This is a genomic window from Mycobacterium sp. NGS24 (assembly GCF_059813065.1).
The window spans coordinates 20,777-47,703 of record NZ_JCALDW010000023.1 but is presented as its reverse complement, the minus strand read 5'-3'; the positions used below and the strand labels follow the sequence as shown (position 1 = coordinate 47,703).

At 68.8% G+C, this 26,927-nt stretch carries 27 protein-coding genes; 14 read left to right on the top strand and 13 right to left on the bottom strand.

The window, feature by feature from the left end; all coding sequences use genetic code 11:
• The first annotated feature begins 5 nt into the window (after nucleotides 1-5).
• From AC5Y6Y_RS22795 to AC5Y6Y_RS22775, 5 genes are read left to right on the top strand one after another with little or no spacing between them, the layout of a single operon-like run.
• A complete protein-coding gene (locus AC5Y6Y_RS22795) occupies nucleotides 6-818 on the top strand; it encodes an SDR family NAD(P)-dependent oxidoreductase (RefSeq protein ID WP_473139483.1) in 813 nt (270 codons plus the stop codon).
• Nucleotides 805-1,344 (top strand): orotate phosphoribosyltransferase, encoded by a 540-nt coding sequence (gene pyrE / locus AC5Y6Y_RS22790; RefSeq protein WP_463825512.1) that lies wholly within the window; start codon nucleotides 805-807, stop codon nucleotides 1,342-1,344. The genes AC5Y6Y_RS22795 and pyrE overlap by 14 nt, the downstream gene beginning before the upstream one ends.
• A gap of 9 nt (nucleotides 1,345-1,353) precedes the next feature.
• Nucleotides 1,354-2,262 (top strand): hypothetical protein, encoded by a 909-nt coding sequence (locus AC5Y6Y_RS22785; RefSeq protein ID WP_473139482.1) that lies wholly within the window; start codon nucleotides 1,354-1,356, stop codon nucleotides 2,260-2,262.
• Nucleotides 2,259-2,903, top strand: a complete 645-nt coding sequence (locus tag AC5Y6Y_RS22780) for a TrmH family RNA methyltransferase (protein ID WP_473139481.1) — start codon at nucleotides 2,259-2,261, stop codon at nucleotides 2,901-2,903. Before AC5Y6Y_RS22785 ends, AC5Y6Y_RS22780 begins: the two co-directional genes overlap by 4 nt.
• A 16-nt stretch (nucleotides 2,904-2,919) precedes the next feature.
• Nucleotides 2,920-4,032, top strand: a complete 1,113-nt coding sequence (locus tag AC5Y6Y_RS22775) for a glycoside hydrolase family 76 protein (protein ID WP_473139480.1) — start codon at nucleotides 2,920-2,922, stop codon at nucleotides 4,030-4,032.
• On the opposite strand, the gene AC5Y6Y_RS22770 is transcribed toward AC5Y6Y_RS22775, so the two are convergent.
• Entirely contained in the window at nucleotides 4,015-4,704 is a 690-nt protein-coding gene (locus AC5Y6Y_RS22770) for a VTT domain-containing protein (protein WP_463825516.1), read from the bottom strand. The genes AC5Y6Y_RS22775 and AC5Y6Y_RS22770 overlap by 18 nt on opposite strands.
• A gap of 84 nt (nucleotides 4,705-4,788) precedes the next feature.
• On the opposite strand from AC5Y6Y_RS22770, the gene fbaA reads away from it, so the two are divergent.
• Nucleotides 4,789-5,823 carry a class II fructose-bisphosphate aldolase gene (fbaA, locus tag AC5Y6Y_RS22765; RefSeq protein WP_463825517.1) on the top strand — a complete coding sequence of 345 codons (1,035 nt, stop codon included), beginning with the start codon at nucleotides 4,789-4,791 and terminating at the stop codon, nucleotides 5,821-5,823.
• On the opposite strand, the gene AC5Y6Y_RS22760 is transcribed toward fbaA, so the two are convergent.
• Nucleotides 5,820-6,620, bottom strand: coding sequence for an Rv0361 family membrane protein (locus AC5Y6Y_RS22760; protein WP_463825518.1), 801 nt, complete (start codon nucleotides 6,618-6,620; stop codon nucleotides 5,820-5,822). The two genes, fbaA and AC5Y6Y_RS22760, sit on opposite strands and share 4 nt — an antisense overlap.
• A gap of 70 nt (nucleotides 6,621-6,690) precedes the next feature.
• Between AC5Y6Y_RS22760 and AC5Y6Y_RS22755 the strand changes: the two genes are divergently transcribed.
• On the top strand, nucleotides 6,691-7,104 hold the full coding sequence (locus tag AC5Y6Y_RS22755; protein WP_463825519.1) for a DUF3151 domain-containing protein: 414 nt from the start codon (nucleotides 6,691-6,693) through the stop codon (nucleotides 7,102-7,104).
• Here the strand turns inward: AC5Y6Y_RS22755 and AC5Y6Y_RS22750 are convergent, their stop codons facing one another.
• The 3 genes from AC5Y6Y_RS22750 to AC5Y6Y_RS22740 form a co-directional block, all read right to left on the bottom strand.
• Complete coding sequence (locus AC5Y6Y_RS22750) at nucleotides 7,105-7,998, bottom strand: cation diffusion facilitator family transporter (protein ID WP_473139479.1); 894 nt, start codon at nucleotides 7,996-7,998, stop codon at nucleotides 7,105-7,107.
• 129 nt (nucleotides 7,999-8,127) lie between these two features.
• A complete protein-coding gene (locus AC5Y6Y_RS22745; protein ID WP_473139478.1) occupies nucleotides 8,128-8,907 on the bottom strand; it encodes a site-2 protease family protein in 780 nt (259 codons plus the stop codon).
• Between the two features lie 9 nt (nucleotides 8,908-8,916).
• Complete coding sequence (locus tag AC5Y6Y_RS22740; RefSeq protein ID WP_473139477.1) at nucleotides 8,917-9,570, bottom strand: peptidase M50; 654 nt, start codon at nucleotides 9,568-9,570, stop codon at nucleotides 8,917-8,919.
• Between the two features lie 89 nt (nucleotides 9,571-9,659).
• Here AC5Y6Y_RS22740 and AC5Y6Y_RS22735 point away from each other — a divergent pair, with 89 nt between their 5' ends.
• Complete coding sequence (locus tag AC5Y6Y_RS22735; RefSeq protein ID WP_473139476.1) at nucleotides 9,660-10,958, top strand: adenylosuccinate synthase; 1,299 nt, start codon at nucleotides 9,660-9,662, stop codon at nucleotides 10,956-10,958.
• Entirely contained in the window at nucleotides 10,955-11,593 is a 639-nt protein-coding gene (locus AC5Y6Y_RS22730) for a PaaI family thioesterase (protein WP_473139475.1), read from the top strand. Before AC5Y6Y_RS22735 ends, AC5Y6Y_RS22730 begins: the two co-directional genes overlap by 4 nt.
• Nucleotides 11,594-11,596: 3 nt before the next feature.
• Here AC5Y6Y_RS22730 and AC5Y6Y_RS22725 read toward each other — a convergent pair whose 3' ends face one another.
• Entirely contained in the window at nucleotides 11,597-12,856 is a 1,260-nt protein-coding gene (locus AC5Y6Y_RS22725; RefSeq protein ID WP_473139511.1) for a PPE family protein, read from the bottom strand.
• 13 nt (nucleotides 12,857-12,869) lie between these two features.
• Nucleotides 12,870-13,181 carry a PE family protein gene (locus AC5Y6Y_RS22720; protein ID WP_473139474.1) on the bottom strand — a complete coding sequence of 104 codons (312 nt, stop codon included), beginning with the start codon at nucleotides 13,179-13,181 and terminating at the stop codon, nucleotides 12,870-12,872.
• A 123-nt stretch (nucleotides 13,182-13,304) separates the two neighbouring features.
• Here AC5Y6Y_RS22720 and AC5Y6Y_RS22715 point away from each other — a divergent pair, with 123 nt between their 5' ends.
• The 3 genes from AC5Y6Y_RS22715 to AC5Y6Y_RS22705 are packed head-to-tail and all read left to right on the top strand — an operon-like array spanning nucleotide 13,305 to nucleotide 16,039.
• Nucleotides 13,305-14,429: an ATP-grasp domain-containing protein gene (locus tag AC5Y6Y_RS22715; protein WP_473139473.1), complete on the top strand. Its 1,125-nt coding sequence runs from the start codon at nucleotides 13,305-13,307 to the stop codon at nucleotides 14,427-14,429.
• Nucleotides 14,426-14,845, top strand: a complete 420-nt coding sequence (locus tag AC5Y6Y_RS22710) for a rhodanese-like domain-containing protein (protein ID WP_473139472.1) — start codon at nucleotides 14,426-14,428, stop codon at nucleotides 14,843-14,845. The genes AC5Y6Y_RS22715 and AC5Y6Y_RS22710 overlap by 4 nt, the downstream gene beginning before the upstream one ends.
• Entirely contained in the window at nucleotides 14,846-16,039 is a 1,194-nt protein-coding gene (locus tag AC5Y6Y_RS22705) for an O-succinylhomoserine sulfhydrylase (protein WP_463825528.1), read from the top strand.
• On the opposite strand, the gene AC5Y6Y_RS22700 is transcribed toward AC5Y6Y_RS22705, so the two are convergent.
• The 3 genes from AC5Y6Y_RS22700 to AC5Y6Y_RS22690 are packed head-to-tail and all read right to left on the bottom strand — an operon-like array spanning nucleotide 16,036 to nucleotide 18,896.
• Nucleotides 16,036-17,463 (bottom strand): NAD(P)/FAD-dependent oxidoreductase, encoded by a 1,428-nt coding sequence (locus AC5Y6Y_RS22700; RefSeq protein ID WP_463825529.1) that lies wholly within the window; start codon nucleotides 17,461-17,463, stop codon nucleotides 16,036-16,038. The genes AC5Y6Y_RS22705 and AC5Y6Y_RS22700 overlap by 4 nt on opposite strands.
• A 48-nt stretch (nucleotides 17,464-17,511) precedes the next feature.
• Nucleotides 17,512-17,997 (bottom strand): hemerythrin domain-containing protein, encoded by a 486-nt coding sequence (locus AC5Y6Y_RS22695; RefSeq protein ID WP_463825530.1) that lies wholly within the window; start codon nucleotides 17,995-17,997, stop codon nucleotides 17,512-17,514.
• Nucleotides 17,994-18,896 carry a Rieske (2Fe-2S) protein gene (locus tag AC5Y6Y_RS22690; protein ID WP_499930466.1) on the bottom strand — a complete coding sequence of 301 codons (903 nt, stop codon included), beginning with the start codon at nucleotides 18,894-18,896 and terminating at the stop codon, nucleotides 17,994-17,996. Before AC5Y6Y_RS22690 ends, AC5Y6Y_RS22695 begins: the two co-directional genes overlap by 4 nt.
• Before the next feature lie 109 nt (nucleotides 18,897-19,005).
• Here AC5Y6Y_RS22690 and AC5Y6Y_RS22685 point away from each other — a divergent pair, with 109 nt between their 5' ends.
• Complete coding sequence (locus AC5Y6Y_RS22685; RefSeq protein WP_473139470.1) at nucleotides 19,006-20,325, top strand: aminotransferase class I/II-fold pyridoxal phosphate-dependent enzyme; 1,320 nt, start codon at nucleotides 19,006-19,008, stop codon at nucleotides 20,323-20,325.
• A 28-nt stretch (nucleotides 20,326-20,353) separates the two neighbouring features.
• A complete protein-coding gene (locus tag AC5Y6Y_RS22680) occupies nucleotides 20,354-21,862 on the top strand; it encodes a cytochrome P450 (RefSeq protein WP_473139469.1) in 1,509 nt (502 codons plus the stop codon).
• Between the two features lies 1 nt (nucleotide 21,863).
• On the opposite strand, the gene AC5Y6Y_RS22675 is transcribed toward AC5Y6Y_RS22680, so the two are convergent.
• Genes AC5Y6Y_RS22675 through AC5Y6Y_RS22665 form a run of 3 tightly spaced genes read right to left on the bottom strand, consistent with a single transcriptional unit; the run spans nucleotide 21,864 to nucleotide 26,927 of the window.
• A complete protein-coding gene (locus AC5Y6Y_RS22675; protein WP_473139468.1) occupies nucleotides 21,864-24,821 on the bottom strand; it encodes a thiamine pyrophosphate-binding protein in 2,958 nt (985 codons plus the stop codon).
• Nucleotides 24,814-25,863 (bottom strand): pyridoxal phosphate-dependent aminotransferase, encoded by a 1,050-nt coding sequence (locus AC5Y6Y_RS22670; RefSeq protein ID WP_463825535.1) that lies wholly within the window; start codon nucleotides 25,861-25,863, stop codon nucleotides 24,814-24,816. The genes AC5Y6Y_RS22675 and AC5Y6Y_RS22670 overlap by 8 nt, the downstream gene beginning before the upstream one ends.
• A complete protein-coding gene (locus AC5Y6Y_RS22665) occupies nucleotides 25,860-26,927 on the bottom strand; it encodes a UbiA family prenyltransferase (protein WP_473139467.1) in 1,068 nt (355 codons plus the stop codon). The genes AC5Y6Y_RS22670 and AC5Y6Y_RS22665 overlap by 4 nt, the downstream gene beginning before the upstream one ends.

The window sequence follows — 26,927 nt, the reverse complement described above, 5'->3', positions numbered from 1 at the left end:
AGTTCATGCCTCGACCTGTTGCGTTGATCACTGGGCCCACGTCCGGAATCGGTGCGGGCTACGCGCGCCGGTACGCCCACGACGGCTACGACCTGGTCCTGGTTGCCCGCGACGCGGTGCGCCTCGAGCAACTCGCCGACGAATTGGCCGCGCAGCCGGGCGCGGTCGAGATCCTGCAAGCAGACCTGGCCGATGCCGACGACCGTGCCAAGGTCGCCGAACGGCTGGCCGCCGGGGTGCGGGTGCTGGTGAACAACGCCGGTTTCGCCACGTCTGACGAATTCTGCGACGCCGACCCCGCAGTCCTGCAACAGCAGCTCGACGTCAACGTCACCGCGGTGATGCACCTGACCCGGGCCGCGTTGCCGGCCATGCTCGACGCCGGCGCCGGCACCGTGATCAACATCGCCAGCGTGGCCGGGCTGCTGCCCGGCCGGGGATCGATGTACGCCGCGTCCAAAGCCTGGGTGGTTTCGTTCACCGAGGGCCTGGCCGACGCCCTGCGCGGCACCGGCGTCGGGGTGCACGCGGTGTGTCCGGGATACGTGCACACCGAGTTCCACGCCCGGGCCGGGGCGGACGTGACGAGGGTTCCGTCGTTCCTGTGGCTCGAGGTCGACGAGGTGGTGCGCGAAAGTCTCGCCGACATCGCCCGCGGCAAAGTGGTCAGCGTGCCCAGCCTGCGGTACAAGGCTCTGATCGGTGCCAGCGGCGTGGTGCCGCGCGGTGTTCTGCGGGCCGGCACCGGGCGGTATTCACCCCGCAGGGTGATCGCCGCGGTCAACCGACGGATCGGCGGCGGCCGTGGCCGCACCTGAGCGCGCCGAACTCGCCGACCTGGTGCGCCGGCTGTCGGTGGTGCACGGTCGGGTCACGCTGTCGTCGGGCAAGGAGGCCGACTACTACGTCGATTTGCGCCGCGCCACCCTGCACCACCGCGCGTCCGCGCTGATCGGCCGGCTGATGCGCGAGCTCACCCACGACTGGGACTACGCGGTGGTCGGCGGCCTGACGCTGGGGGCCGATCCGGTGGCCACCGCCGTCATGCACGCGCCGGGCCGCCCGATCGACGCATTCGTGGTCCGCAAGTCGGCGAAAGCCCATGGCCTGCAACGGCTTATCGAAGGTTCCGAGGTGTCCGGTCAACGCGTGCTGGTGGTCGAGGACACCAGCACCACCGGCGGTTCGGCGCTGACGGCGGTGCGCGCCGTCCAGGATGCCGGCGGTGAGGTGGTCGGCGTGGCCACCGTGGTGGACCGGGCAACCGGTGCCGCGGAAGCCATCCGGGCCGAGGGGTTGCCGTACCGCAGTGTGCTGGGCCTAGCTGACCTGGGGCTGGGCTAGGGTCGCTGCGTGCGCGTCCCGGTGGTGTTGGCCTTCGTGCTGACCACTGTGCTGGCCACGGTGCTCGGCTGTTCGGGCTCGGATCATTCCGGTCGCATCTACGGCGCGTTCCGCGCCCACGTCGGAGAATCGCAGGCGGTGCTGGGCTGGAACGTGTCGGTCACCAACCTGCGCTGGTCCGACGACTATGTGCTGTTCGACGTCGACGCGTCGCCGACCGATCCGCACCAGCCGCACGCCAAGGCCGAAGAACTGCGTTTCGGCCTCTACGGCGCGCTGTCGCATCCGATGGAGTCGACCGGGCTGGGCAGCTGCGACGAAGCGGTCACCAAGGTGTCCGACATCGTCTCGCCGTTGAGAGCGCCACCGGACCGGCTCACCGGCACCGCGTGCCTGGGATCCACGAAGGACCGCAGCGCCGTGCGCGGGGTGTACCTGTATTCGCCGCACGACCGCATCGCCGGCACCGCGGCCGCCTACCCGGCGGCGTTCCCGGTGGGCCTGTTGCCGACCAAGGAGAGCGACACCGGCCTGGTGGTGAAGACCACCAGCGTGTCGGCCTGGCGCGCCGACGGCGTACCGGTGAATCAGGCCCAATTGAGCAACCCCGCGGCGTTCAACGGCAACGGCTACATGTTGTTGGGCCTGCAGGCCGACGCCGAAGGGTCGCGGTATCGCGACGACTCCGCAACGCGGGGCGGGCCGCTGATGCTGACGGCCGCGCCGACGCTACCCGGCAAGGGGTTGAACCCGGGGTGCACGGCCTACGGGTCCTCGGTGCTGCTGCTGCCGGACGCCTCACGGGATGCGGTGCAGGTCAACGCATCCCTGTGCACGCAGGGTGAGATCAACCAGGCGTTGCTGTACGCGACGGTCGCGATCGTCGGCACCCACGCCGCGGTGTGGACCACCAAGTGACCGAGCCGGGGCCCACCGAATGGGGTGTGCCGGCCGCCGGAGTCGGACCGTGGTCCGGGGACCTGCCCGACGATCCCAGATACGACCCGGAGCTGCTGCGCGACGGCGATACCCGCAATGTCGTCGATGCCTACCGGTACTGGACCCGGGCGGCGATCGTCGCCGACATCGACCGGCGCCGGCACAGCCTGCACATCGCCATCGAGAACTTCGGCCATGACGCCAACATCGGGTCGGTGGTGCGCACCGCGAACGCGTTCGCCGTCGACACCGTGCACATCGTCGGCCGTCGGCGCTGGAACCGGCGCGGCGCCATGGTGACCGACCGCTACCAGCGGTTGCGCCACCACGACAGCACCGCCGAGTTGATGGAGTTCGCGGCGGGCGCCGGGCTGACCGTCGTCGCGGTGGACAACGTCCCCGGTGCCGCCCGGCTGGAAGGGACCACCCTGCCGCGCCGCTGTCTGCTGGTTTTCGGCCAGGAAGGGCCGGGCATCACCGACGACACCCGCGGCGGCGCGGCGCTCACGGTGTCGATCGCCCAGTTCGGCTCGACCCGCAGCATCAACGCCGGGGTGGCTGCGGGCATCGCGATGCACACCTGGATCCGCCAGCACGGTGATCTCTCCCAGGCTTGGTAGGGCAGGATCGACAGGTATGGACCAGGTATGGGCGAACCGCGCCGCCAGCTCCGAAGCCGCCGTCACGCAACGGAATCTGACCCGGCTGTGGGGTCTGCCCGCCACCCAGCTCGGGGTGGTGGCCTGGCCGTCGAATCGGCAAGACCGGCTGTTCGGCACCTGGCACTACTGGTGGCAGGCCCACCTGCTGGACTGCCTGATCGACGCGCAGTTGCGGGACCCGCAGCCGGAGCGGCACACCCGGATCAACCGGCAGGTCCGCTCGCACCGGTTGCGCAACAACTTGCGCTGGACCAACAGCTACTACGACGACATGGCCTGGCTGGCGCTGGCGCTGGAACGGGCGGCCCGCCTGGTCGGGGTGGAGCGCAGCCGCGCGCTGCCCAAGCTGGCCAGGCAGTTCGTCAACGCCTGGATGCCCGAGCATGGCGGCGGCATCCCGTGGCGCAAACAGGACCGGTTCTTCAACGCACCCGCCAACGGTCCGGCGGGCATCTTCCTGGCCCGCTACGAAGGGCACCTGCGGCGGGCGCAGCAGCTGGCCGACTGGATCGACGAGACCCTGATCGACCCTGACAACCACCTGGTGTTCGACGGCATCAAAGAAGGTTCACTGGTCCGCGCGCAATACACCTATTGCCAGGGTGTGGTGCTCGGGCTGGAGACCGAACTGGCCAAACGCACCCACGACGACCGGCACCGGCCGCGGGTGCACCGCCTGGTTGCCGCGGTTGACAACGAGATGGCGCCCGCCGGTGTGCTGCGGGGGGCCGGCGGTGGCGACGGCGGTCTGTTCGCCGGGATCACCGCGCGCTATCTGGCGCTGGTCGCCACCGACCTGCCGGGGGACGCCGCCGAGGATGTGGCGGCCCGGGACACCGCTGCCAAGATCGTGTTGTCCTCGGCGAAGTCGGCGTGGGAGAACCGCCAGACGGTGGACGGGCTACCGGTGTTCGGCGCGTTCTGGGACCGCGACGCCGAGATACCCGTCGCCGCCGGCAAAGAGGCGCAGTTCGTGGCGGGCGCGGTGAACAGCTCGGAGATCCCGGAGCGGGACCTGTCGGTGCAACTGTCGGGCTGGATGCTGATGGAAGCCGCCCACAGCGTCGCGTCAGTCGGGAAGCACTAGCGGATCGGCCTCGTCTTCGGGCGCCGCCGCAGCGGCCCGGCGTCGGCCGCGAAAGCCTTTCCACGCCGCGATGAACGCCGGGATCATCGACACGAACAGGATGCCCAGGATGATCTTTTCCAGATTCTGGTGCACGAACGGCACGTTGCCCAGGAAATAACCGGCGATGGTGACGCCGCCGCCCCACAGCACGCCGCCGACGATGTCGAAGGCCAGATACACCGGGTAGCGCATGTAGGACACGCCCGCCACCACCGGGGTGAACGTCCGGACGAACGGCATGAACCGGGCCAGGATGATGGCCCACGGTCCGTACTTCTCGAAGAACGCGTGCGACTCGGTCACGTAGTGCTGCTTGAAGAAGCGGGAGTCCTCCCGCTTGAACAGCGCGGGGCCGATGCGCCGACCGATGAAATATCCCGTCTGGTCACCGAGGATCGCGACCACGGCGACGGCCGGTGCCAGCACCCAGATGTCCAGCGTCCCTTTGGCGGCCAATAATCCGCCGGTGAACAGCAGCGACTCGCCGGGCAGCAGCGGGAACAGCAGACCCGTCTCGACGAAGACGATGACCAGGATGGTCGGCAGTACCGCGGAGGCGAACAGACCCTCCGGGCCGATCCAGAACATCGGGTCCAGGATGCTGCCGGAGGCTACGACGGTAGTGCTCATGATGCTTCAACATACCGGCGTTGTAATACTGAGTAGGCCCAGTCTCTAGGTCTTGAGAAGAGTCTCTGTAGGAGGAGCCGTTCCATGCCCATCGCAACCCCTGAGATTTACGCCGAGATGCTGGGCCGCGCCAAGAAGAACGCCTACGCGTTCCCGGCCATCAACTGCACCTCGTCGGAGACCGTCAACGCCGCCATCAAAGGGTTCGCCGACGCCGGCAGCGACGGCATCATCCAGTTCTCGACGGGCGGTGCGGAGTTCGCGTCCGGCCTCGGGGTCAAGGACATGGTGACCGGCGCGGTGGCGCTCGCCGAGTTCACCCACGTCATCGCGGCGAAGTACCCGATCAACGTGGCCCTGCACACCGACCACTGTCCCAAGGACAAACTCGACACCTACGTGCGGCCGCTGCTGGCGATCTCCGCGGAACGGGTGCGCGCGGGGAACAATCCGTTGTTCCAGTCGCACATGTGGGACGGCTCGGCGGTCCCGATCGACGAAAACCTGGAAATCGCCCGCGAGCTGCTCAAGCACGCGGCCGAGGCCAAGATCATCCTCGAGATCGAGATCGGGGTGGTCGGCGGCGAGGAGGACGGCGTCGCCAACGAGATCAACGACAAGCTGTACACCACGCCGGAGGACTTCGAGAAGACCATCGACGCGCTGGGGCACGGCGAACATGGTCATTACCTGCTGGCGGCGACGTTCGGCAACGTGCACGGCGTCTACAAGCCGGGCAACGTGAAGCTGCGCCCCGACATCCTGGCGCAGGGGCAGAAGGTGGCGGCCGCCAAGCTCGGGTTGTCCGACGACGCCCAACCCTTCGACTTCGTCTTCCATGGCGGGTCCGGCTCGGAGAAGTCCGAGATCGAGGAGGCCCTGCGGTACGGCGTGGTGAAGATGAACGTCGACACCGACACCCAGTACGCGTTCACCCGCCCGCTGGCGGGCCACATGTTCACCAACTACGACGGCGTGCTCAAGGTCGACGGCGACGTGGGCTCGAAGAAGGTCTACGACCCGCGCAGCTATCTGAAGAAGGCCGAAGCCGCAATGGCCGAGCGGGTGGTGGAGGCCTGCAACGACCTGCACTGCGCGGGCAAGTCCCTCGCGGGCTAACTGGACTGGCAGATCTTCCACTGGTCGTCGCGGAACTGCAGGTCCAGGCTGCGCGTCGAGCGCGTCTGCGGGTCGTAGGCCATGAACGTGGTGATGTTGGCCTCAGCGTGCTGGCCGTTGACGACCACCTGGTCGATGTTGGCGATCACCGGAAACTGCTTGGCCGCCGAGACCCGCCGGTAGGTTTCTGACCAGGCTTTCTCGTCGTACTCCACGTAACCGTCGCGGGTGGTCCCGCAGGTGATGCTGCGCAGCGCGGTCAGGTCGCCCCGCTGGATCGCGATGTCGAAATTCTGGATGGTCTGCTTGACCTGGTCTTCCTGCGACGCTTTCGGATGGTCCTTGCGGGTCAGCAGGACGGTGCCGAAGATGGCGATCGCCGCCAGTGCCAGCACGATCACCACGATGGCCAGCACCCAGCCCCAGTTGCGGTTCTTGAACGACGCCTTGCCCCCGGTCCGCCCGGGGATCGACTGGGGCACGGCCGCTTTGGCGGGTGGCGTCGGCTGGGCGGCGGGCGGCTGGGTCTGGAACGCCTCGGTGGCCGCCTCCGGCGCCGTGGCGATCACCTGGGTTTCCTTCTCGTCGAAGCCGGGTGCGGTGAAGCGCCGTTCCGGTTCTTCGGCCTCGGCCGGTTCGCTGGCCGCCACCGGTTGCTGCTTGGCGAGTTTCAGCGTCTCGGTTTCGGCCTCACCGGATGCCGGCGGTGGGTTCTGGGTTTCGCCGGGGTCGCGCTGGCTGCCCGGTTTGCCGCGGAAACCGGTGCGGTCGCGGCCTGGCTCGGGTGCGTTGGGCATAGAAGGAGCTTAGCGACCCAACCGCGGCTGGTGTGCTCACCGCGGCAGCCGAATTGGCAGAATGGGCCGCATGACACCGATGGGTGACCTTCTGGGACCTGATCCGATCCTGCTGCCCGGCGACAGCGAAGCCGAAGCCGAGTTGCTGGCTGGCGAGAAGCCGGGCATCGTCGCCGCGACGCACCCGTCGGCGTCGGTGGCCTGGGCTGCACTCGCCGAAGAGGCGCTGGCCGAGGACAGGGCGATCACCGCCTACGCGTACGCGCGCACCGGCTATCACCGGGGCCTGGACCAGCTGCGCCGCAACGGCTGGAAAGGGTTCGGGCCGGTGCCTTACCAGCACCCGCCGAACCGGGGTTTCCTGCGCTGCGTGGCCGCGTTGGCGCGCGCCGCCGACGCCATCGGGGAGACCGACGAGTTCCGGCGCTGCCTGGATCTGCTCGACGACTGCGACCCCGGCGCGCGGCCCGCCCTGGGGCTGTAGTCAGAACGTCTCTTCGCAGTGGCCGTCCGGGCAGTCGATCTGGACGGTGGCGTGCTCCAACCCGCGCGCCGACAGCACCGCGCGTGCCTCGTGCAGCACCCGGCCCGAGTCGCTTGCGCTGGTCAGGTGTGCGGTGACCATGTCCTTGCCGGGGGAGAGCGTCCACACGTGCAGGTCGTGCACCTCGGTGACCCCGTCCACCGCACCGAGCGCCGACCGCAACTCGTCGACGTCGATGTGCGCGGGAGACGATTCGGACAGGATGCGCAGTGCCGCCCGGGCCAGCGCGATCGCCCGCGGCAGCACCCACAGCGCGACCAGCACCGCGACCACCACGTCGGCGTAGGGCCAGTGCGTCGTGACGGTGACTATCCCGGCGATCAGCACCCCGATGCTGCCGACGGTGTCGGCCACCACCTCCATGTAGGCGCCCTTGACGGCCAGGCTGTCCTCGGAGTGCGAGCGCAGCAGCATGGCCACGGCGAAATTGGCGGCCACTCCGGCCAGCGCCACCACGATCATCGGCAGGCCTGGCACGGTCGGTGCGCCGCCGAGCCGGTCGATCGCCTCGTAGAGGATGAACGCCGCCACCCCGACCAGCAGCGCGGCGTTGGCCACCGCGGTGAACACCTCGGCACGATGCCAGCCGTAGGTGCGGTTCGGCGACGAGCTGCCTTTGCGAGCGAGGACGACGGCGGCCAATCCCATGAAGACGGCCACCACATCGGTGAGCATGTGGCCGGCGTCGGCCAGCAGCGCGATGGAGTTGATCAGCAACGACGTGGTCAGCTCGATGACGAAGAACGTCGCCAGGATCGCGGCGGCGCCGATCATCTTGGGGATCATCCGCGAGGCGTCCGCCTCGGCGGGGGTGTGACTGTGTCCGGCGCCCATGGCGAGTAATATATGCGCAATCACGCATATATCGCAACAGTGCCAGCGCCGCGACACTGAATCCACGCACCCGACACGCCGGACGGGGTGGGCGTGCTTACCGGCTCGGTGGCCAGCACGCCGGCACACCTAGAACAACGAACCCCAGAACCGGGTCAGCCCGGCGCCCATCCCCGACAGCCGCGGCGACACCCCCGACAAGCTGAAGAGTTCGTAGACGAGCCCGAAGAACCACTGACTCGTCACCGGCGACAACAGCACGAACAGCAGAAAGAAGACGCCCCACTGCTTGGCGGGGGCCACCGCGCGCTGGGTCTGCGGGCTCAGGTGCGGCTCCAGCGCGTCGTAGCCGTCCAGGCCCGGGATGGGCAGCAGGTTCAACAGCACCGCGGTGATCTGCAGGAACCCCAGAAACGCAACTCCGGCCCACAGCACCCGGTGCGACGGCTGGTAGCACCACCGGACCGTCGTCAACAGCAACACGGCCAGCAGGAGATTCATCGCCGGCCCGGCCAGGCTCACCATGGTGCGCCGCGCCGGAGACATGGACCCGGTCCGCACATAGACCGCGGCCCCCGGCAGCCCGATACCGCCCAGGGCGATGAACACCATCGGCAACACCAGTGACAGGCCGAGATGGCTGTAGCGGCGGGGATCCAGCGTGAGGTAACCGCGCACCGCGACATCGTGGTCACCGAATCGCCAGGCGGTGTAGGCATGCCCGAACTCGTGCAGGCACAGCGACACCAGCCACCCCGCGATGACGAAGACGAACACGCCAGCGTAAGCAAGCGGCCGCACCGTGGATCCGGCCGCCCAGGCCAGCGCGGCGCCGACTGCGGTCAACCCGACCAGGCCGAGAAAGATCGGGCTAGGCCGCACCGATTCGTGCACCCGCCGATCGCTCACCGGTCGAAGCTACCGGACCAGCAACCAGCCCTCGACGTTGCGGTAGAACGTCGATCGACGCACCGGACGCTTGGCCGGCACACCGTCACGCAGCACGCGGGCGCCGGGGGTGCCCAGCTGGGCGGCACGCCCGCTCACCCAGCGCGGCCAGCGGCCCGCCAACCCCGCCCGCAGACCCGGGATCGCCGCCGTGGGCTCGATCCACACCTCGGCGGCGTCCCCGTCGAACAGCACGGTGTCGTCGACGATCGCCTCGCCACGGATCGCCGGCGACCCCTCGGCCGGCACCCAGCTGGCCCGTCCCACCAGCACCGTCCCGGTCTCGTCGCGGATCAGCGGGACCCGGCGCGCGGTGCCACCGACGGCCCGTCGCGCCGCCCGGGATCCCGTCGGCAACCGGTAGGCCCGGCTGGCGCGGGTGCGCCCGCGCGGGACGTACGCCACTTCGACGTCCAGCCGGTCGACGCGCAACAGCCGGGTCAGTACGGCGGCCAGGTCGGCGTCGGCACCGACGACAACGAGCCGCCGATAGCGGCCCGGGAGGGTACTGATGTCGGTTCCGCCGACATCCAGACCTCGCAACGCGGGCGGCAGCGGTCCCTCGTCGAACGGCAGAACCGCCACGCTGACCGCGGTTTCCGCTCGGTTAATAGGCGCGTTCATGACACTCCTTGCGCACCGCAGGATAGGGTAGGTCACCGGCTGGACCACAATAAGCGGGCATAACCCGCCAGACGAGGTGGGAGCACGTCATGCCGGCAATCGTGCTGATCGGCGCCCAATGGGGCGACGAAGGCAAAGGCAAGGCCACAGATCTGCTCGGCGGACGCGTGCAGTGGGTGGTGCGCTACCAAGGCGGCAACAACGCCGGGCACACCGTCGTGTTGCCGACCGGTGAGAACTTCGCGCTGCACCTGATCCCGTCCGGCGTGCTGACCCCGGGGGTCACCAACGTCATCGGCAACGGCGTGGTGATTGACCCGGGCGTCCTGCTCGACGAGCTCAAAGGCCTGGAAGACCGCGGTGTCGACACCTCCCGGCTGCTGATCTCCGCCGACGCCCACCTGCTGATGCCCTATCACGTGGCCATCGACAAAGTCACTGAGCGCTACATGGGCAGCAAGAAGATCGGCACCACCGGCCGCGGCATCGGACCCTGCTACCAGGACAAGATCGCCCGGATCGGAATCCGGGTCGCCGATGTGCTGGACCCCGACCAGCTGACCCACAAGGTGGAGGCGGCACTGGAGTTCAAGAACCAGGTGCTGGTCAAGATCTACAACCGCAAAGCGCTCGAACCCGGCCAGGTGGTCGAGGCACTGCTGGAGCAGGCCGAAGGTTTCCGGCACCGCATCGCCGACGCCCGGCTGCTGCTCAACAACGCACTGGACGCGGGCGAGACGGTGCTGCTGGAAGGCTCGCAGGGCACCCTGCTCGACGTCGATCACGGCACCTACCCCTACGTCACCTCGTCGAATCCGACGGCCGGTGGCGCGGCGGTGGGTTCGGGCATCGGCCCGACCCGCATCGGCACGGTGCTGGGGATCCTGAAGGCCTACACCACCCGGGTGGGCTCGGGCCCGTTCCCGACCGAACTGTTCGACGAGAACGGCGAATACCTGTCCAAGACGGGCGGCGAGTTCGGTGTCACCACCGGCCGGCGTCGCCGTTGCGGCTGGTTCGATGCCGTCATCGCGCGATACGCGACCCGGGTCAACGGGATCACCGACTACTTCCTGACCAAGCTCGACGTGCTGTCCAGCCTGGAGACGGTGCCGGTGTGTGTCGGCTACGAGGTCGGCGGCAAACGCACCGACGAGATGCCGATGACCCAGAGCGACCTGTGTCACGCCACCCCGGTGTACGAGGAGCTGCCCGGCTGGTGGGAGGACATCTCGACCGCCCGCGAGTTCGACGACCTGCCCGCTAAGGCCCGCGACTATGTGCTGCGGCTGGAAGAGCTTGCCGGAGCGCATGTTTCGTGCATCGGCGTGGGTCCCGGGCGCGACCAGACCATCGTGCGCCGGGACGTCCTGGCGGCGCGTCCGTGACCGACCCGGACCCCAAGGACCTCGACCCCGAATACGAGCACCACGGCGGCTTCCCGGAATTCGGGCCGGCCGATCCCGGTGCGGGTTTCCGGCGCTTCGTCACCGCCATGCGCCGGGTCCAGGATCTTGCGGTGTCCGCTGCGCCCGACGACGACGTGTGGGACAGGGCCGCCGAGCATGCCGCCGCGCTGGTCGAGTTGCTGGGACCGTTTCAGGCCGCCGAAGGTATCTCACCTGCCGGCCGGACGCCGGATCTGCCCGGCATGGGCAGTTTGCTGCTGCCGCCGTGGGACCTGACCCGTTACGGTCCCGACAGCGTGGAAATGACCGGTCATTTCAGCCGTTTCCACGTCGGCGGCAACATGGCGGTGCACGGGGGAGTGCTGCCGTTGCTGTTCGACCACACGTTCGGCATGATCTCGCACGCAGCCGGCCGGCCGATCAGCCGGACCGCCTTCCTGCACGTCGACTACCGCAAGGTCACCCCGATCGATGAGCCGCTGTCCATCCGCGGGCGGGTCACCCGCACCGAGGGGCGCAAAGCGTTCGTGTCCGCGGAGCTGGTGGATGCCGACGAGAACCTGCTCGCGGACGGCAACGGGCTGATGGTGCGGCTGCTGCCCGGTCAGCCCTGATCGCTACTGCTGCTGGGGATCCGGCGGCACCACGATGATGGTCGCCCCGGGGATGGCGGCCAGCGTCGCCGCCAGATTGGCCACCACGCCGGGCGGCAGCCCGGACGGCAACCCCGGAAACTGCACGCCCGCAGCGGCGGCCGGGATCGCGGGCGTGTTGGCCGCGGGCCGGGTGGCGGCCGCACCGGCGGCCGGGGCCGCCTGGGTCGGCGTCGACGACGCACCGGCGCGCGCTGCCAGCCCGGCCAGACCGGTGCCGGCCAGACCGGCCGCGGCCAAGCCCACATAGCCGCCACCTTCGCCGCCGGTGAACAGCGGTGTGGTGCCGGGGAACATCGCGGCGACTTGACGCACCGCCGGGGGCAGGAACCAGCTCTGCGGCACCGAGAGCCCGTTGAGGCTGGCCGAATTGCCGGAGATCGCGGCGGCCCCCGCTGCGATCGGTCGCGGCGCCAATGCGGCCCGCCCGAGGTACGGCTCCTCGGCAAACCCCGCCTGGCCGGCCTGGAGCTCGTTCTGTTCGAGCTCGTTGCCGGCCTGCAGCTCCTGCTCCTCGACCTCGTCGCTGCGAACCTCTTCGCTGAACTGCCCCAGCGCGACGACCAGGCTGGCAGCCGAGAGGCCCAGCGTGCCGAGCACCAGCAGGTCGAGGTCCTCGAACGGGTTCGGTAGGCCGGCGATCAGGTCGCCGATCACGTCACCCACCGTGGCTGCCGGCGCGGCCGCAGCGGCAGCGGCGTCGGTGGTGGCCGGGGGCGAGGTGAACGGATCCAACTGCGAGGCGGCCTCGGAGTTGCCGGCGTAACCGTCCATCGCGACGATGTCCTGCGCCCACATCTCGCCGTAGTTGGCCTCGGTGGTCGCGATGGCGGGGGTGTTCTGCCCGAAAATATTGGTCCGGACCAGCGACATCGCCGTGCTGCGATTGGCCGCAACCGCCGCGGGCGGCACCGTGGCCGCATAGGCCGCCTCGTAGGCGTTCGCAGCGGCCAGCGCCTGGGCGCGGGCCTGTTCGGCTTGGACGGCAGTGCCGCGCATCCACGTCAGGTACGGCGTGACCGCGGCCGCCATCGACAGTGACGACGGCCCCAACCACTCCTGGCTGGTAAGGCCGGAGATCACCGCGGCGTACGACTCCGCGGCCGCGTTGAGTTCGCCGGCCAGCCGCTCCCAGGCAGCCGCGGCCTGCATCAATGGCCCCGATCCGGGTCCGGCGTAGATACGGGCCGAATTGATCTCGGGGGGCAGCTCGCCGAAGTCCAGGCCCTGCATCGCGTTACACCCCGGCCGAACCGGTCGCGGCGGCGTTGCCGGTCTCGGTGGCCGCATACGAGCCACCGCCGGATGCCAGCGCGGCGACGAACTGCTCGTGCACGGCCGCGGCCTGCGCACTGACCAGCTGATACATGTTCGCGTGGTAGGCGAACCGCAGTGCCGTCGTTGCCGACACCGCGTCTGCGGCCGCGGGCGGCAGCGCGGTGGTGAGGGCGGCCGATGCATCGTTGAGAGCACGCATGGCCGCCCCGATACACGCCAGGTCGTGCGCGGCTGCGCCCAGCGCCTCCGGCTGGGTCGTCACGAACGACATGCACCCTCCCTCGGCCCTCGGCCAGAACTCACAGCGACTCAGCAGAGTTTCACAAGAGTTTCACGAAAATTCAAAATATGAGGCGAGAAGCGTGGTTGCGGCGGCCGCCCCTATCCTTGACCCGTGACCACAGAGCAGGCCGAGGAGGCTGGGCCGCCGCGAGTTCTGCTGCTGGGTGCCGACGAAGCGGCTCAGGAGCTGACCGTCGCGTTGCAGCGGCTGGGTGCCGAAGTGTTCACCGCCGATGCCGAGACGTGGACCGACGCCGAGGAGCTCACCGCGACCACGCAGGCCTTGGCGCCGGATTTCGTGGTGACGCTCACCGGGGCAGCCGTGACCGGTCTGGCAGATCCGGACATCGAGCTGGTGCCCGGGGCGCAGGCCGTGCAGCTGACCTCCGACCGGGAGGGTCTGCGCCGGCTGGCCGCGGACGAACTCGGCCTGCCCACCGCGCCGTTCTGGTTCGTCGAAACGCTCGCCGAACTCGAAGCGGTCGGCGCCCACGCCGGGTTCCCGATCCTGGTCAAGTCCGCCGCCGGCACCGGGCGGTCCCTGGTTCGTGCCGGCGACGAGATCGCAGCTGCGTGGGCACGCGCCACCGAGGGTGGTGTCGGCCGGGTCTGGGCCGAGACGGTGGTCGACGTCGAATTCCTGGTCACCCTGATCGTGGTCCGGACCGAAGGCCCGAACGGGCCGGTCATCGAGTTCTGCTCACCGATCGGGCACCGCAGGCAGGCCGGGGAACTGGAATCCTGGCAACCCCAGCAGCTGACCACCGCCGCCCTGGACGCGGCCAAGTCGATCGCCGCGCGGATCGTCAAGGCGCTGGGCGGGCGCGGCGTGTTCAGCGTCGAACTGATGATCAACGGGGACGAGGTGTACTTCGCCGAGGTCACGACCGGTCCGCCGGACAGCGCCTGGGTCACCCTGCGCAGTCAGCGACTCTCGGTGTTCGAGTTGCAGGCCCGCGCGATTCTGGGGGTGGCGGTCGACACCATGATGGTCTCGCCGGGAGCTGCCGTTCTGCTCGACCGGGGGCCCGCGGCCCCCGGTGCCGACGTGCTCGCCGCAGCGCTCAGTGTCCCGGAAAGCGACCTGCGGATATTCGATCCGGCCGCCGCCGACGCACCCGGCATTGCCACGCCGAATCGGGTGTTGGCGCTGGCCACCGCGCCCGAGGTGGCCGCCGCCCGCGACCGCGCCCGGCAGGTCGCGACCCGGCTGAATATGCGAGACTCTCGCGGGTGAGTTACGCAGGAGACATCACGCCCCTCCAGGCCTGGGACATGATCGTGCAGAACCCCGAGACCGTGCTGGTGGACGTGCGCACCGACGCCGAGTGGAGTTTCGTCGGCGTCCCCGATCTGTCCAGTCTGGGCCGCGAGGTGCTGTTCATCGAGTGGAACAAATTCAACGGCCAGCACAACGAGAACTTCCTGACCGAGCTGCGCGACCAGCTCCCGTCCGCCGGGGCGCCAGATCGCCCGGTGGTCTTCCTGTGCCGGTCGGGCAACCGGTCCATCGGCGCCGCGGAGGTCGCCACCGAGGCCGGCATCACGCCGTCCTACAACGTGCTGGACGGTTTCGAAGGCCAGCTCGACGCCCAGGGCCACCGGGGTGCGACGGGCTGGCGCGCGGTCGGGCTGCCCTGGAGACAGGGTTAGATGGCTGAGCTGCCCGACGGTGTCGGCCCGGCAACCCTGGGGGTGCGCGGCGGCCTGACGCGCACCGGCTTCGAGGAGACCTCCGAGGCACTGTTCCTGTCGTCCGGCTATGTCTACCCGTCGGCGGCGGTTGCCGAGCAGTCGTTCACCGGCGAGGTCGAGCACTACGTCTACTCCCGCTACGGCAACCCGACCGTGAGCATGTTCCAGGAGCGGCTGCGCCTGATCGAGGGCGCCCCGGCGGCGTTCGCGACGGCCAGCGGCATGGCCGCGGTGTTCGTCTCACTCGGTGCGCTGCTGGGCGCGGGCGACCGGCTGGTCGCCGCCCGCAGCCTGTTCGGTTCCTGCTTCGTGGTGTGCAACGAGATCCTGCCGCGCTGGGGGGTGGAGACCGTCTTCGTCGACGGTGACGACCTGTCCCAGTGGGAGGAGGCGCTGTCGGTGCCCACCCAGGCGGTGTTCTTCGAGACCCCCTCGAACCCGATGCAGTCGCTGGTGGACATCGCCGCGGTCACCGAATTGGCCCACGCGGCGGGGGCAAAAGTGGTGCTGGACAACGTCTTTGCGACCCCACTGCTGCAGCAGGGTTTCCCGTTGGGCGTCGACGTGGTGGTGTATTCGGGCACCAAGCACATCGACGGCCAGGGCCGGGTGCTCGGTGGGGCGATCCTGGGCGATAAGGAGTACATCGACGGCCCGGTGCAGAAGCTGATGCGGCACACCGGCCCGGCGCTCAGTGCATTCAATTCCTGGGTCATGCTGAAAGGCCTTGAGACACTTGCGGTCCGGGTCCAGTACAGCAATTCCTCGGCGCAGCGCATCGCCGAGTTCCTGGAGGGTCATCCCGCGGTCAGCTGGGTGCGCTACCCGTTCCTGCCGTCGCACCCGCAGCACGATCTGGCCAAGCGCCAGATGACCGGCGGCGGAACGGTTGTCACGTTCGCACTGGACGCCGCAGCGGATGCCGCCAAACAGCGGGCCTTCGAGGTGCTGGACAAGCTGCGGCTGATCGACATCTCCAACAACCTGGGCGACACGAAATCACTGGTGACACACCCGGCGACCACGACGCACCGGGCGATGGGACCGGAGGGCCGCGCCGCGATCGGTCTCGGCGACGGCGTGGTGCGGATCTCGGTCGGACTGGAAGGCACCGACGATCTGATCGCCGATATCGACCAGGCCCTGAGCTAACCGGCTTTCTGCTCGGCTTTCTCCGCTTGTTCGGCGGCGGCCAGTGCGCCCTGGCTCTCGGCGGCGGAGAGCCCCTGGCTCTCCTCCATCCACTTGGTCACCACTCGGGCGTAGATCATCTGGCTGGTGATGGCCATCTGCCCGCGGGTGCGGCCCAGGAACGAGATCACCCAGGAGAACAGCGCGGCGATCCGGTTGCGGTGGCCGACCAGATACGCCAGGTGCAGCACCAGCCACGCCAGCCAGGCGATGAAACCGCCGAACTCCAGCTTGCCGACCTGCGCCACCGCGCTGTACCGCGAGATGGTGGCCATGCTGCCCTTGTTGAAGTACTTGAACGGTTCGCGGGTGGCCGGGTCGTCCTTGCCCTTGACCATGTGCTTGATCACCGTGGTCGCGTACTTCGCGCCCTGGATCGCGCCCTGGGCCATGCCGGGCACACCTTCGACCGACGCCAGGTCGCCGATGACGAAGACGTTGGGGTGTCCCTTGACGGTCAGATCGGGCTCCACGACCACCCGGCCGGCTTTGTCGGTCTCGGTGCCGTCGGACTGCTCGGCGACCATCTTGCCCAGCGAACTGGCCTGCACGCCGGCCGCCCACACCTTGACCGCACATTCGATGCGGCGCTCGCCGGCGTCCTTCTCCTTGATGGTGATGCCCTTGTAGTCGACGGCGGTCACCATCGCATTGAGCTGCACCTCGACGTCCATCTTCTCCAGCCGGCGTTGCGCTTTGCCGCCCAGCTTCTCGCCCATCGGGGGCAGCACCAGCGGCGCCGCGTCGACCAGGACCACCCGGCACTCGCTGGGCGTGATGGTCCGGAATGCCCCGGCCAGCGTGCGTTCGGCGAGTTCGACGATCTGCCCGGCCACCTCGACGCCGGTGGGCCCGGCACCCACCACCACGAAGGTCAGCCGGCGTTCCCGCTCGTCGTGGTCGGTGCTGACTTCGGCGGCTTCGAACGCGCCGAGGATGCGGCCGCGCAATTCCAGCGCGTCGTCGATGGTCTTCATACCGGGCGCGAAGGTGGCGAACTCGTCGTTGCCGAAGTAGGACTGCTGGGAGCCGGACGCGACGATGAGGCTGTCGTACCCGGTCACCGTCTCCATGTCCATCAATTTCGACGTGACCGTCTGGGCCTTCAGGTCGATGGCGTTGACCTCGCCCAGCAGGACCCGCACGTTCTTCTGCCGGCGCAGGATCAACCGGGTGGTCGGGGCGATGTCGCCTTCGGAGAGGATGCCGGTGGCCACCTGGTACAGCAACGGCTGGAACAGGTGGGTGGTGGTCTTGGAGATCAGGGTGATGTCGACGTCGGCCCGCTTGAGCTTCCTGGCCGCGTTCAGGCCGCCGAACCCGCTTCCGATGATGACGACGTGGTGGCGCTTGTCGGCAGTCGAGGCCTCGCTGGATGGCGTCATGGTCCTCCTATACCGTACGACTCCATCCGGTAAACGTTATCGGTGCGATCAGAACGCCCGCAACAGTGCCGCCCTGCCTCTGACGTGCATTCGCTGGATCTTGGAGTTGCGGAGCTGGCGCATCCGTTCGGACATGTCGCGGCCCAGCCGATCGAGTTCTTCGTCGCTCAGATCCACCGGTGCCGGCGGCGGGACGAGGTCCCTTTCCTCCTCGTCGGCGTGCGCCTCCAGCACGGTCAAGAAGGAGTTCCATTCCGCTTCGTAGTCCGGCGATTTGGGCGAGGTGCGCAGCGCCACGGCCAGCTGGTCGTAGATCTGCCGGTGCTCGGCGTGCGCGATCGCGATCAGGGTGGTCGCGGCCGCCATCGCGGGGTAGTACAGGTCGTCCTCGATGCGCATGTGGATGTCGAACTCGAGCAGCAGATCGTCGATGCACTTCTGCCGCTCGGGCGTGCCCACCGGGGCCTCGCGCAGTCGGGAGCCCAACGAGCGGAGCAGGTTGTGGTGGTCTTTGAGTACGTCGTAGGCGTTCATCGGATTTCGACCTTGCCCTCGTTCAGCCGAGCCTGGTAGCAGGGCAGCGACGCGGCCGCGGGCCCGCGCACCACGTGTCCGGACTCGACGTCGAATTGTGAACCGTGCCAAGGGCAGACGATCCGGCCGCGGTCCAGCCAGCCGTCGGACATCGGTGCGGCCAGGTGCGGGCAGAACTCGCCGACTGCGGACACCTCGTCGTCACCGGTGCGGCAGACGATCACGCCGACACCGTCCACCTCGACGCGCTGCAGCGCTCCCTGCGGCAATTCCGTCTCGGCCAGCACCGGTGTCCAGTCGGGCAGGTCCAGTCGTGGGCCGGACTGGTCGATGCCGATGCCGGAGCCGAACACCAGCGACCCGCCGAGGTAGCCGCTGCCGGATGCGATGCCGTAGCCGACCGCGCTGACCACCATGCCGCGCAGATTCCGGCCCTGCTGCCGGTCGCGCCACGATGCGATGTACAGCGAGGTGGCGAGCAGGTTCAGCACGCCGTGCACCAGTCCGACCCGGCGGTCTTCTTCATGGGTGTGTTGCCAGTCGGTGACGCCGGTGACGGCGGAGCCGAGGTTGGCCAGGATGCCGATGCCGAGCGCGCGCTGGGCGAATCGTGCCGAGTCGCGCCGTTCGGTGGCGGGCCGGCTCGGCAGCGCATGCAGGACGTCGAGGGCCACGGTCGTGCCGATCGCGCCGCTGGCCAGCGACGCCAGCGGCGGATGGGCGGGATGCCCGAGCCAGACGCCGTTGAGCAGGTTTGTGACCCGATTGCGCGCCGCGCCAAAGGAATTGAACACGAAGCTGAGCACGTTCTCGAGACGGTAGCTGGGTCTGTCCAGCCACTCCTGGCGTCCGATGAACGTAAGAACTCGTTTCCCGATCCCCTCGTGGGGCCGCACCAGTTGATCCACCATTGGCAGCTTTCCTCTCATCGTGAAATTAAATCTAGCATCGTTTGTCATAGGACAAAATCACGCTGTTGATCACCGGTCGGCCGGTACATTGACTGCCGTGCCGCCGATATCCGGGTCGACCGCCAGTGCCATCGCCGACAGCGTGCGTGACCTGGTGTCGCGCGGCGACCTGGCTCCCGGTGCGCTGCTGCCCCCGATCCGCACGCTGGCGACCGAGTTGCAGGTCAACCGCAACACCGTGGCCGCGGCGTACCGGCAGTTGGTCTCCGCGGGGGTGGCGCAGGCCGGCGGCCGGCGGGGCACGGCGATCGCCGAGATCCCCGATCTCGGCGCCGAGCAGACCCCTGGTTCCGGGCTGGTCGACCTGGCCAGTGGAAATCCCGACCCCCGGTTGCTGCCGGACCCGCTCGCGGCGATTCGCCGGGCCCGCTACCACCCGACGATGTACGGGGCGCCGGCCGTCGAAGACCGGTTGATGACGGTGGCCGAGCGGTTGCTCACGCCGGATGTCGGCGCTTGCGGAACCGGCGCGGTGCAGATCGTGGTGACACACGGCGCCGTCGACGCCGTCGAGCGCGTGCTGAGTACCTGTCTGGCCCGCGGGGACGCGGTCGCTGTCGAGGATCCCTGTTTCCTGGCCAGCATCGGCACCGTGCGGCTCAACGGTTACCAGCGGGTACCCGTCCCGGTCGACGAAAGCGGCATGACGGTGGCCGGGCTGCGCAACGCGATCGCCAACCGGGGTGCCCGTGCCGTGATCGTCACCCCCCGGGCGCACAACCCGACCGGAGTGAGCATCGACCACCGCCGCGCCGCCGCGTTGCGCGCGGTATTGGCCGACTATCCCGAGGTGCTGGTGATCGAGGACGACTACTTCTCGCTGGTGTCGTCGGCGCCGTACTGCCGGGTGACTCCGCCGTCGACGAACAACTGGGCGCTGGTACGTTCCGTCGCCAAATTCCTGGGTCCGGACCTGCGGGTAGCCATGGTGGCCGCGAATCCGCAGACCGCTCAACTGATCGGTGCCCGGCTGCGCGCGGGCAAGACCTGGGTCAGTCATCTGCTGCAGGCCGCCGCGGCGCACCTGCTCACCGATCCGGGGACGGCCGCGCAACTCGGCCGGGCCCGGCGCAGTTACGCCAGGCGCAGCCTTATTCTGGCGGAAGCTCTGGTGGCCAAAGGTATTTCGCCGCTGGGCAGTCCGGACGGTCTGAACCTCTGGGTCGACCTTGCCGATGCGCAGGCGGTGGATGCGACGGTGGGCCGGTTGACGCGGGCCGGGTGGGCGGTGCAGCCGGGTGACATCTTCGCCGTCGACCCGTACCGGCCCCGGTACGGCATCCGGATCACCTCGTCGACCGTCACCAGCAGGATGGCGACGCGATTCGCGACCGACCTGGCCAGCGCGGTAACTTAGGCCTGCCTAACCGAAAGGGTGTGACGCGTTGACCGCTGCGGAAGAGCCGCTGTACCGGCCGGTCGAGCCGCAGGATGGCGATGCCGGGAAGTTGGCGTCCGGTCGGCTCAGCGCGGTCGGCGCGCTGCGCGAAGACCCCCTCTGGCCCACCCGGCTCTCGGTGCCCACCTTGCTCGGCGCGGCCCGCGGCTACGGCCGCCCCCTGCCGCTGCCGCCGGGGCCCAGGGGGTTGCCCGTCGTCGGCTCCTTCTTCGAGCTGCGCCGGGACCCGTTCGAGCTGATCAGTCGTGGCGCGGCCGGCTACGGCGACATGTTCCGGATCCCGATGCCGCTGCTCGACATGGTCGCGGTGACCCACCCGGACCTGCTGCGCGAGTTCATGGACGACCAGGACGGCCGGTACAGCCGCTACGACCTGCTCGGTCCGCTGCTCAAGGTCATCGGGGCCAACAGCATCATGCTGGAAGGCCCGAAGCTGCGGGAACGACGCAAGATGCTGATGCCGATGTTCACCCGTCGGCACATGACGACCATGGCGGACATCTTCTGCAGCGAGTTCGACGAGCGCCTGGCCGGCTGGTCGTCGTTCGTCGGCGCCGGGCGTCCGGTGGACCTGCAGTACGAGATCACTCTGCTGACGTTGAAGGTGTACCTCAAGACGCTGTTCTCCGCTTCGATCGGGGAGCAGGAACTGCGCCGGCTGGACGCCGACATGCGGGCGATCACCGGCCTGCTCGGCCTGACCACGCTGATGGTGCCGTTCCCCAATGTGCTTCCGCGCAAAGGTAAGTCGAGCTTGTTCCCGGCGCTGGCGCGGATCTACCGGCTGGTCGGGCGGCTGATCAAGGACCGCAGGAAGAACCCCCTGGAGACGCCGGACTTCCTGGACACCCTGCTGGACGCGCGTTACGAGGACGGTTCGCCGATCAACCGGGCCGACCTGGCAGCCGAGATCGTCGGCCTGCTCGGGGGTGCATACGACCCCACCGGTGCGGCGCTGACCTGGACGGTGGCGCTGCTGCTGAAGAACCCCGACAGCCTGGCCAGGCTCTACGCGGAGGTCGACGCGTTGGGCGGCGCCCTGCCCACGTTCGACGACCTGTCCCGCCTGACCTGGGCCAAGGCGTGCTTCGACGAGGGCCAGCGGATGCAGGGTCACCCGTTCTTCCCGCGGTTCTGCATGACCGACAACGAGCTCGGCGGCTACCGGCTGCCCAAGTTCACCCTGGTGGGCGCGTCGATGTCGGTGGTGCACCGCGACCCGCGGTGGTGGCCGGAACCGGACCGCTTCGACCCGATGCGGTTCATCGATGCCGACCAGGTGCGGGAGCGGCCGCGGCTGGCGTTCATGCCGTTCAGCTCCGGGCAGCACTTCTGCCTGGGCACCAGCATGGCCTACCTGGCCGCGCAGTTCTTCCTGACGATCCTGTTCCAGCGCTACCGGCTGAGCGTGCCCGACGGCTGGCACCCCGAGCCGCAGTTCACCTTCTCGGTGATGGTCAAGGGCGGTCTGCCGGCCACGGTTTCGCGAGTGTGAATCACCCGACGCGCCGCAGGCCCGCCTCGTACAGCTTGCCGCGCACCACGGCGCGCAGTACTTCGCGGAACGACGCACCGCCGGCCTGGCGCCCCTCCTTCGTCCACGCCACGAAGAACCCGGCGACCTGGCGCCAGTGCTTGCGGCCGGCCTGCACCGGGGCGTCGTTGAGCACACAGCGGGCGTCGATCAGGTACGGCCGGGGTGCGCCGATGGCCTCGGTGAACGCGGCCCGGAACTCACCCAGGGTGTGCACGCGCCGCGACGCGACGCCGACGGACGCGGCGTAGTCCGCGAAGTTGATGTCCGGGATCGCCGAACCGCGGTCCGGCCAGCCCATGATCTCGCTTTCGTACTTGATCGCCGCCAGCGCCAGATTGTTGACGACGACGAACACCACCGGCTTGGTGAGGCCCACTGCCGACCGGATCTGGCTGAGCGTCACCGAGGTGCCGCCGTCACCGGCCACCGCCACCGCCAGCTGGGTTTCGGTGTTGCGCGCCGCCGTGATCGCCGCGGGCACCGCAAATCCCATGGTGCCGAAGGACGCTGACCAGATGCTGCGCGTCATCGCGGTGATGTAGCGGTACACCCACAGCGTATTGACGCCGACATCCGCGCACACCGTGGCCGAGCCGCCGAAGCGGGCCAGTTCCTCGTTGATCGCCTTGGTCAGTGCGGACGCCCGAAGTGGAGCACGCTCGGCGCGCCGACGACGCCGACGGGTGCGCGGCTTGCGTTGTGGCCGTTGGTGGTTGGTAGCCTCCCCGCGGAGCGCACCGACCAGTGCCTCCAACGTGGCCATGGCGTCACCGAGGACGCAGACGTCCTGCTCGCCGAGGCGCAGCATCGCGTTCGGATCGACATTCACCACCACGGTTCGACCGGTAGCGCCCAGATCGAAAGCCGAACCCCGATTCGAAACCCCGACCAGCAGCAGCACATCGGCCTGGGCGACGTCGCGGAATGCCCGCAGGTCGCCGGATCCGCCGACCCGTCCCGGCGTGCGCAGTGCCGGGTCGTCGACCACCGAATCGCCGCCCATCGTCAGGTGCACCGAGCAACCCAGCGCCCCGGACAGCGCGGTCAGCAACTCCGCACAGCCCGCCGCGCCGCGACCCGCGACGATGGCCACCCGCTGTGCGCCGCGCAGTGCAGCAATCGCCGCGGCGAGCGCCGATTCGTCGGGCGCGGTGGGCCGCAACGGCACTGATTCGACTGGGGCAGCGCCGGTTTCGTGCCATTCCGCAGCGAGCGCGGCGGCCCGCACCTGCAGGTGCACCACGCCGGTGCCGGAGTCCGCTGCAGTAGCACATGCCCGCCGCACTATGGCTGCGGCCGTCGCCGGGTTGTCGACGACGTAGCGCGCGACACTGACCTCGTCGAGCACCCGGCCCGCATCGACCAGCCACTCCTCGGTTTCCACCGTGGTGACCAGGATTCGGGCGTGGTCGAGCGCCGCGTCATAGATGCCGTTGAGCTGCAACAGCAGCGCCGGACCGGTGGCTGCGACGGTCCCGGCTGACGGGCTGCCGGCCTTGCGCAGGGCGGACGCGCTCATCGACGGCGCCTGGGCGTTGGCGCTGCGCTGTGCGCTGCCGAACGCGGGCAGCAGCGGCGCGCAGAATTCGCTGATCTGCACCGGTGCAGCCAGATTCGCCGCCAGACTGGCGGCCAGTGACCGCTCGCCGGGGCGCGGCGGCCGATCCGGCGGGCGGGTCTCCCGAACTGCCGCAGTGATGCCGCCAGGCAATGAGAACGCCTGGCCTAGCAGCGATATCCCGGCCAGATTCGCAGGGGCGTCGGTGCAGACCACGTCGAGATCGGCACCGGCCAGGCTGGACAGATCCGGGGCGAACTGGCTCAGTTGCGCACGGTCGGTGACCACCTTGCACCGCGACCGGCCGGCCAGCGCCGCGCCGATACCCAGGGGTAGGGCGGCACCGGGAATGCCTGCCAGGCTGGATGATCCAGCCACGTCGGCCAGGTCGGTGAACACTGATTCGGGGGCGGTGGCGGCGTCGTCGTCCGGTGCAGGTTCCGATTCCAGGAGGGTATTCAGGGTGGCTGCGACGTCGCAGACGATCTGACGGGTGTAGGGCATCTGCTTGGCCGTGAAACGCCGGTCGGTCAGCTCCAACAGGTTCGCGTGCGCTTGCACGCGCCGGCGCAGCAACGGACTCGATCGCCCCAGCACCAGCACGTCGCCGGACGGGATCACACCGGCATCCCGCACGTCATGTAACGGACAGCCCAGTCGTACCGAAAGCTGTTGGGCCAGTTCGTCATAGGTGGCGTCCGGGCAGGACCGCAGGATGGCCAGGTCGTCGGATTCCAGGAACTCGGCGATCGAGCTGAACTCCTCCTTGCTCGGCAGGGCCGGTGCCGGCGGCCGCGGAACGAAAAGGCTCGTGTTGTCGGCGGCGATCGGCGCGTAGAGCACGTCCCCGGGGATCGCGACGTGACAGGCGGTGGACTCGTGTACGGCCAGCACCGCGGAGCGGGCGAATCGCTCGAATTGACTGGCCGCATGGATCTGCACCGAGGACGAGGTGCAGCACCTGAACAGCGCCTCGGAGTCGATCTCCTGGAACGAGTCCCGGCCGATGTTGGCCACCGGAACCTGACCGGTGATGGCCAGCAACGGAACCCGGCTCACGAAGGCCTCGTAGGCTCCGGCCACCAGGTTGGTCGCGCCGGGCCCGGCGGTGCCGAAGCACACGCCCAGCCGGCCGGATGCCTTGGCGTACCCCACCGCCATCAGTGCCGCGGCGGTCTCGTGGCGGGTGGTGACGACCCGGATCTCGGTGCGCTTGCTCGCCGCATGGACCAGCGAGTTCACCGACTCCGCCGGCATGCCGAAGAGGTATTCCACGCCGAGGGCGATCAGATAGTCCACCAGCTCGTCGGCGAAGCGTTGCCGCCCGAGCGCATTGGAGAACAGGTGCCGGTTATGCATGGATCCGGCTGTGTTCGGTCAGACAATGGATCACGGCGTCCACGGATGCGCCGGATTGAACGGTGATCCGCACCCCCAGCCCGGGATACTCGCGCACCAGGATGCCGTCGCTGAGTGCCCGCTGAAACAGGGCGTGCGCATCCGGCGCGGGTACCCATACGAAGTTGCCCTGCGACCGCGTCCCGCAGTGCAGGTTGTGACGAATCAGGAACTCTTCCAACCTGTTCCGGTCCTCGATGACGCCGGCCACCCGGCGCTGCAGCTGGTGTTGATGTCGCAGCGACTCTGCGGCCGCGGTGATGCCGATCGAGTTCACCGAGTATGTCGGGACGGCGTTCCGGGCGCGCGCGGCCAGGGCGGCGCTGCTGAACACGCCGTATCCGATCCGCAGCCCGGCCAGTCCGTAGGCCTTGGAGAAGCTGCGCAGCACCACCACGTCGTCCGGACCGCTCACTAGGCGCCGCACCGCGTCGTCCGGCAACGTCTCGTCGAACTCTGCGTACGCCTGATCGACCACCAGCAGCACGGTTTCGGGCAGCGCGTCGCGCAGCGCGGTCAGGTCGGTCACGCTCACCGTGGCGCCGGTCGGGCTGTGCGGCGCGCCGACGATCACCTGACGGGTCGACGCATCGGCGCGCGACAAGATGCCCTGTAGCGATTGGTTTCCCGGCGGGTCGCTGGCCACCCCGGCCGGGACACCGCCGGCCCGCGACACCAGCACCGCGTATTCGTCGAAGGCCGGTAGCCCGAAGACCGTCGACCCCCGTACCGGTGCGGCGTGCAGGACGGCGTCCAGGACGCCGACGCTGCCGGGACCGATGACGACCCGGTCTCGCGAAACTCCGTGCAGGGCACTGATCTCCGCGGTCAGTTCGGCGACATGGTGATTGTGGGGGTAGTGGCAGAGGGTGGCCGCACTGCTGGACAGGATCTCCCGCACCTCCGGGAGCGGGTCGAACGCCAACTCGTTGCGGGACAGGTCGAACCTGATCCGCAGCGGGTTCCTGGCGTGGTCGTGCATCGAAATGCGCTTGGCCCTCATGGCAATTCGAAGTCTTCGGCTCGTCTGGTATCCAGACGCAACCGGTCGGTGATCAGCATGACCGCGAATCCGGCAACCACCACCGCGACCGACACCACCGAGATCCGCTCGATCAGGATGAGAGTCGACAGATAGCCCACCGAGACGAACATGTCGTCGCGCAGCATGTCGTTGGACGACTTCTGGTCAACCGTGCGCACCAGGCGCCACGCCTGGATGCACGACACCGGAAGCCAGATCAGGGCAATCAGGTACGTGGGAGCCAGGAAGCCGAGCACAACCGGAACCACGACGGCGGCATACACCAGTACCGTCGCCACCGCGGCGATCAACGCGGCACGGTGTCTGGTGGCGCTCAACGTCGCCGAGGTGGTGACGTGGACTCGTTTGTCCCCTTCGTAATCGGGCACGTTCTTGGTCAGGCCTTTGGCGCAGAACCAGACGAACAGGTACAGGGCCAGCGCGCAGTACTGCGGATCGGTCAGCACGTCCCATCTCAGATCGGAGGCCAGCACCGCGCTCACATACGGATAGGCCACCGCATTGGCGAAGTACAGGATCCCGATCCGTGCCCGCGCCTTCATCCGCAGCGGTCGGAATGAATACTGTTGGCAGCCAATCAAAGCCAGCAGGGTCAAGCCGGCGAACCACGGATTCACCAGCAACGAGAGCGCAAAGTTGAACACGGCCAGCAGGTGGGTGTGGCGCAGCAGCCGGTCCCGGCCGTACCGGCTCAGTTCGTACACCCGCGACGGGATGTTCTCGTTGTCCTCCGCGACGTCGGTGTAGATGTTGTACAGGTTCGCGATCGCTGCGATGTGGTAGGACACCACCATTCCGACGACCAGGGCCAGCGAACTCACCTCGCCGGCGACGACACTGGCCAGATAGAAACCCAACATGCCCGGAATGCACGTCCGGGGCCGGGAGAACGCGACGAACTGTGCGATCCGCCAGCTGGCCGGCGCGGCGATACCCGGCGAGGTGCGCACCAGTTCCAGCCGTTGCTCGCTGGGCAGTTCCAGGAATGGGCGGGTGTCGGTCTTCAGTTGACGCTCCTCCAT